Genomic DNA, 6407 nt, shown 5'->3' on the forward strand with positions numbered 1-6407 from the left:
GCGCACAGGCCGAGGCGTGCGAGGCGTGGCTCGACGACGGCGCGGTAGCGGGTGCGTCGAAAGCCGGAGTCGCGTTGCTCGAAGGTACTGACGAGACCGTGGACACGGCGCACGGGCCGCGAGCCGTGCCAGAGGGTGAGCAGGGCTGGGCGGTCGAGCACCTGGTCGAAGTCGATGTCGGGGGCGTGGCTGGCGAGATCGAGTTCGAGGCGGTCGAGCTGTGAGAGGCCTTCGTCGAGGGTGAACGCGACGACGTCGAGGTCGATCTTGCCGTCCGTGCCGTGGATGGCGAAGGTGAAGCGCAGGTCGGATTGGGTGGGCATAACGATGCTCCAAGGAAAGGTACGGCGCGCGGTGTACTTCATTGCGGCACGACGCGTGGCCACGGTCTGTTTCTCTTTCTTGCTAGGCGGCTTTGTGCAACCGGCCAGTGGTACGAGGAGACAGATCACGTGGCGCATCGGCTCAGGTCTTCGGCTTGCTACGGGGCGGGCTGGCCAGGAAGGCGTCCAGCCCTCGGCGCTCGGCTTCCGCCTGTTCCCGGGTGGGGCTGCGATAAGCGGTGGGCTTGGGCGGCGCGGGTGGCACCGGTGGTGCAACGGCACCGCCGCGCGGGCGAATCGAGCCGATGATGGCGTCCCAGACGCCGATGGCTTCGTGGTCGGTGTATTCGGCATCAACGGCGGGAGGGGGCGGGGGACGTTGCCAGAGTGGCCGTTCCCAATAACGAGGGACAAAGGAGGGCAGGCTCCAGCGGACTAGGTCAACGGGCGCATCGGGGTCGAGGGTGCGGCGTTTGGGGCCGCCGCCGGACATCGTCACGGACAGTGTCGGTTGAGCCAGCGATGGTGTCGCGCGATACGTTTCCGCCATGAACTTGAATAGCCGATGGTCCTCGCCTCGAAAGGCGACCAGGACCTGTTCGGAGGCCATGGTCGCGATCGTCAGCGGACCTTGCTTCAACAGCTTGTAGGGATAGCCGATATCATCGGCGTCCTGCTTGAAGCGGGGGATCAGTCGTTGCTTGGTATTCGGGGTGATGGCACTGAGGTAGATCTTCAGGCTGACGTTGGATGCAGGCAGGTAATACGTGATGGAAGCCGACTCGTGGTCGTGATTCCCGCGGATGATGATTGGTCCGAGCGCGAAGCCCGGGCCCGCTCGCTCCGGATCGGCGATTTTCTCGATGGATGAAGCAAGGGTCTTGATGCGTTCCGCCACGGGGGCGATGACGCCATCGTAGGCTTCGGCCTTGATCATCACATAGACACCCTCGAGCCATCGATGAAGCTCCTGGATTTCAGCGGAATTGCCATCGGTGCGGCGCTGATAGCGGAGCAGGATCTGTTGCGGATCAAGCGTGGTGGATTCCAGAAGCATGGAGCCGCCGGTACGCGTATTGCCCACGGCTCGGATCAGATTTGCTCGGCGGGCTACCTCGGACGCGAACAACTGCGGCGTGATGCGCTCGGCCAGAATCCTGACGGAGACGGCCTTATGGTCGGCGCCGAGCCCGTAGTAGAACGTCACGTCGCTGCCGGTGCTGTAGTTCCAGCTCTTGGGCAGATCGATCAATTCCCGGCCCATGGCCCAGGTACGCATATCGGTGGTCTGTGCGGTCACGGTTTGTTTCCCCTTCTCGCGAGTCGGCTCTGTGCAACCGGCCACGAGCCAGGAACAGAGCAGCACCAAGAGGATGATTATTGGATGCATGCTGGCTTGGTGGCTTGCGCCGCGATCTTGATCACGCTGTACAGCGTGACGGCCTGGGCCCGCGCATTCAGATAAGACTTTTCATGGTCGAAGCCGGTCAGGCGGAACTGGTAACGGACCTGGCTGCTCTGGGCTTGCTGCTGAGGCGCACGCCCCGAGGCTTCCGGCACGGTGCCGTCACCGATGCCGTCCTGCATGCGGCAGCGCAGCTTCCAGTGCGCTGCCGCCGTCGGTCTCCGGTCACCGGGATGTTGAGTGCCCGCACGCTCCGGCAGGTTGAGGAGTACCGGGTTGCTGCCGCCGCCGATGACCGCGTCCGTCTCCATGTCGGAGAAATCGCTACCCGTCAGGGAGCCTTGACTCTCTTGGGGATAGCGAGGCCGCTTCATGTCCCAGGTGATGGAATCAAAGCTCGGCTGGCGGGCGTCTGCTCCATAGTATGCGTAGGTGGATGTGTGATAGAACAAGCCAAGGTCGCGGTGGAAGTCCTTGGCAGCCGTGATGTTGTCGGCGAACGTCTGCCATGTAATCGGTGCGCCGTTCTCTGGCGACAACCACTCCTCCCGCATCAATCCCCACCAACGGTCGCGACGAAGATAGATTTCTTCATAGGGGTCCATGGCCGGCCAGGTGGGCATGATTGGCTTGCCTTGCTCGTCAAAGAGCCGCAGCCAACCCGGGCGGTATTGCGTGGTGGGAAGCAGTTGCAAGGCGCCGGGGGCCTGGGCGAAGACGGCACTGATTTCGCGGCCGGTGGGGCCGATGACCTTGCTGGCCATGAAGCTTTCCTCGCGCATCCCGAGCTTGCAGCGGCGATAGGCGACGGGTGCGCCGTTTGCCGGCATGACGCCGTGCACGATGCCCGCGATGCACTCGCTCATGCCCGGCAGCCGGGCGCATTGCCGGGCGACCAGGCCGCCCATCGAGTGTGTGACCAGGATGACCTGCTTGCAGGCGTCGCCATATTGTTGGATGACTTGCGCGATACGTTCAGCCAGACGCTCGGCGGCATCTTTGTTGGAGGCGAGCCAGTTATAGCCGCAGGCGTGTATGGGCATGCGGTAGAGTGAGCGCGCCAGGAGGTCGTCGGAAAGCATGGTCGGTAGTCCTTCGCTTTCTACCAGGTCTTGCAAGGCCGGCATCCGGATCGGAGCGCCAGGTTTCAGCCGAGGGGGGGAGCTCGCGTCGAGCGTCTCGAGTTGATCTGGCTCGACGTGGAACTGTGGCCATCGATGCGGCAGGAAGTCATTGTTCAGGGTCGCTTCCAGGTGCAGCAAGAAATCGTGGTAGCTGGTTTCGCTCACTTCGCCCCAGCCGCGCGCACGGTAGAGCTCAGCCAATTGCGCCTGTTGTCCTTGTTCATCGCTTCCGGACGTTGGGCGCACGGATCCCGCCTGACGCTTGGGAACTGCCCCACCGTCATCGATCGTCACTCGATCAGGATGCAGTATCTGCTGCCTCTCGCCTGCTGCTACGCCGTTCCATCTACGAAACAGCCAAAAATTCTTGTTGAACGATCCGGCATCAAGTCGCCAGACGGGAAGGCCATCACCGTTCTCTGCGTCAGGCACCGTCATAAGATTCGTTCCCATAATGCCCGGCACAAAGATCACCGGCAGCACAGCCTCCGGAGGGAGATGGCACTGCACGGCATCGGTACGGTCGCTGGGCGACAGGTTCCATGCATGCTGAGGCTCGCCCTTGGCGTTGTAGCTGCCAGGGGCCGTGCGTGTGTCCGTCTTGGCTTCGGTCATGAGATCATCCTTGTGTCGGAACATGGAAGGCGGATGGCGTCGCGGCATGCCGCAGCATGGACGCCAATCGCTTATCGCAGGCTGCAATCGAGGCCGTCTTTGCGATGCGCTGTCGTACGCCGTGGTCACGCGCGCTCGGCGGGGTCACGGTGCTTCTCCCGTGGACTGGGGTGAGGTGATAGTGAAGCGGTAGACGTTGCCGGCTTCGACGAAGCGTGCGGCGACTTGCCTGGAGGTGGCGACGAATCCCTGCCCGCGGAGTCGGTACTCGGTGAAGACCACACCATCTGGCACGTCACGCTGCAAGGCGTAGTCGTAGGTGACACGCGGGAAGGCGATGTCGCCCCCGATGCGGCGGATGCCAAGACACGAGGCGAACAGGCTGGGTAGCTTGAAGAGTTGCGGCGTGCTCCCTGTCCGGATCAGGTAGACGGCCATATGACGCGCCGCGGTACCGCTGGCGGAAGACGGTGTGTTTTCCAAGCAGACATAGCCGTTGGCAAAATAGACCTCCGTGCCGCGGCCCAGGTCGTCAGGCGTCGTGGACTCGCCAGGAAAGAGCCGCGCGCGGGTCAAGCGGAGCTTGCGGCCATTCAGTTGGATATTGCCGTCGGCTACCTTGACCGACTGCCGATGGCCGTTTGCGATGCCCTCCCATCCCTGTTGCACGGTGTTGTCGGGATAGAGACTGTAGGATTGGAGCGTTTTGCTGTCGCGCGCGTTGAACAATGCTCCGGACTGCGACGCATAGTAGCTTTCGTAGCCGTCGAAGATGGGGGATGCGCTGGCTATCGGGGCCATCAGCGTCAACGCGCACCATGCGTATCTGTATTTCATCGGTAAGCCTTCCCGCCAGTGGCTTCTAGGTAGTCACTGTCATGAGTCCAGAAAATGGTTTGGCCGTGCGCCGCGGTAGACACCCAAACGTACTCGTACTTGCCACGCACTTTGGAATTGACTTCCTTGCCGGTCTTCTTGTTCGCCACCTTCCAGTAGATCGTGACGGGCTTGCTTACGGGATCCACGTTGAAGATGTTGTGGGCTTCATCGCCGTAGTAAAAGCCGTCTTTGCGCTTGGGGTGCTTAGCCTTGGTGCGGAAGTCCAGACCGTCCCACCAAAACGCGCCATTGGATGGGTCCGTTCCAGTGTTGGCCAAGGCACTGATGGCATGCTGCAACGCTGCTGTCATGCCTTTATTCTTGGCAATCTGGGCATCGCTGGCGTCCATCAGTTTTTGATACCTCACATTGCCGTCGCTGACGGCGTAGGTGTAGTTCGGGTCGGCCGCGAGCAATTGGTCCACGGTTTTTCCGCCCCAGGCCCGGGCGCGATTCGCCACGGCGTAAGCAATGCCACCGATCTCGTTCGGGTCGTCGGCAACGGATGCTTCGCCGTAGGCAATGGCTGCAAGCTTGCGCGTTTGCTTGTCGATTTGCGTCATGATTGCGGGATCCAGAAAATCACTTTACTGCGCACGGACATCGGCAGCGCCACGGTGCGGCCCTGCGCGTCCAACTCGTTGTCGAACAGCTTGGTCTGTTCAGAGTCGACCCGATAAGCCAGGGCAGCTGGGCTGCCGTCATCATGTTCGGCGTGATAGAAGTACGCGAGATCGCTGTCAGATAGCTCATTCGCCGCGGGATTGGGCTGCTCTTGTGAGGACGGCCATTCCAAGGCGATGCGCTCGGTTGTCATGCCGCGCTGCAGGCTGACATAGCCCTCGCCATCGGTTCGTCCCTCGATGCGGGTGCCATCGGCGCGAATCATGACATACCGACGGTTCTTGGCCGGCGACCCGTTCGGAAGCAAGGCCTGAAACCGCTCGTCGAACGGAGACGTATCCCACGCGTTGAATGCCGCCGACGTGCTGCTGGGGCCGATAAAGTCATAGCTGCCGGCCTTGGTGGTGAAGGCGCCCGGCATGCCCAACTCGATATTGCCGCCTTGCAGCTTGATGTAGACGCCGCCGCACAAGAGGGTGATGTGCTCCTTCGCCGCGACGATGACGTGGCTCTCGCTGCTGGTCACGTCGACGCTTTGATCGGCTTCGAGGCGCATGACGTTGTGCTGGGCCTGCAACAGCATCTGGCCTTGATGGGCGATGTGGCACACGTCACCGTTCTGCGCAAAGGTGCTGATGCCGTTGCGGGCGTGGATCAGCGCGCGCTCGCCGGCGCTGAGCTGCAGGTTGCCTTGCGCGGCAGCATCGATGTGTTCGCCTGCGCCCAGTGCGAGGGTGCGCGGGGTACCGGCGGCGATGCCGCCGGGCGCGGACAGCGCGAGCAACGGCTTGGTGCCGTCACCACTGCCGTTGGCCTGGTCGTTGGCGCCATGGCCCATATCGCGCACGGCGTCGGTCAGGCCTTCGCGCGGCTTGGCGTCGTGAGGTAGCCCCTGATGCTGGCCGGCGTAATCGCCCAGCGCCTTGGCGAGCTGGAGCGCGGCGTCGAGCGTGGCGACGATGGCCTCGCGGTCGAGCTGGCCGCCGGCCGCATCGCGCTGCGCCTCGGCGGAGAGCAGCAGGCCCTGGGCGGCGCGCAGCGCGCCGTGCAGATCGGTGCGCAGCTCGAAGCCTTCGCCGCGCGGGCCGCCGCCGTCGGGTCGCGGATGGGTGAGGTAGCCGAGATGCAGGGCGCTGGCGCCATGGTCGTTCATCAGCGCGGCGCTGATCTCGTTGGTGGTGTCGTCCAGGCGTAGCTCGCTGGCGCGCTGGCCCTTGTGCTCCTTGCTCTTGATGGTGCTGAGCACTTGATGCTTGGGCAGCGCGTAGGGCGTGGGGTTGGTGACGCGGTAAATGCGCGCGGTGATGATGGGTTGGTCAGGATCGCCGTCGACAAAATCGACAAGAACCTCCTGGCCGATGCGCGGCAGTGCGAGATGGCCCCAGCGGGTGCCGGCCCAGCCGTGGGCGGGGCGTATCCAGCAGGAGTGGCGGCCGA

The 6407-nt window shown here is 63.2% G+C and carries 6 protein-coding genes; all 6 read right to left on the minus strand.

Annotated features, from left to right (window positions below; all coding sequences use genetic code 11):
- Positions 1 to 323, minus strand: a 323-nt coding sequence (locus tag AC3FOF_RS44195; RefSeq protein ID WP_488730272.1) for a contractile injection system protein, VgrG/Pvc8 family, incomplete at its 3' end; no start/stop codon positions are given.
- 142 nt (positions 324 to 465) lie between these two features.
- Entirely contained in the window at positions 466 to 1623 is a 1158-nt protein-coding gene (locus tag AC3FOF_RS44200) for a T6SS immunity protein Tli4 family protein (protein ID WP_488730273.1), read from the minus strand.
- Positions 1624 to 1700: 77 nt separating this feature from the next.
- Positions 1701 to 3467, minus strand: coding sequence for an esterase/lipase family protein (locus AC3FOF_RS44205; protein WP_488730274.1), 1767 nt, complete (start codon positions 3465 to 3467; stop codon positions 1701 to 1703).
- Between the two features lie 144 nt (positions 3468 to 3611).
- A complete protein-coding gene (locus AC3FOF_RS44210) occupies positions 3612 to 4304 on the minus strand; it encodes a hypothetical protein (RefSeq protein WP_488730275.1) in 693 nt (230 codons plus the stop codon).
- The gene (locus AC3FOF_RS44215) at positions 4301 to 4909 is read right to left on the minus strand and encodes a hypothetical protein (RefSeq protein WP_276266659.1); all 609 of its coding nucleotides are present in this window, start codon (positions 4907 to 4909) and stop codon (positions 4301 to 4303) included. Before AC3FOF_RS44215 ends, AC3FOF_RS44210 begins: the two co-directional genes overlap by 4 nt.
- Positions 4906 to 6407, minus strand: a 1502-nt coding sequence (locus tag AC3FOF_RS44220) for a DUF2345 domain-containing protein (protein WP_488730276.1), incomplete at its 5' end; no start/stop codon positions are given. The genes AC3FOF_RS44215 and AC3FOF_RS44220, both read right to left, overlap by 4 nt.

Source organism: Cupriavidus sp. 96C5-1 (assembly GCF_057798855.1).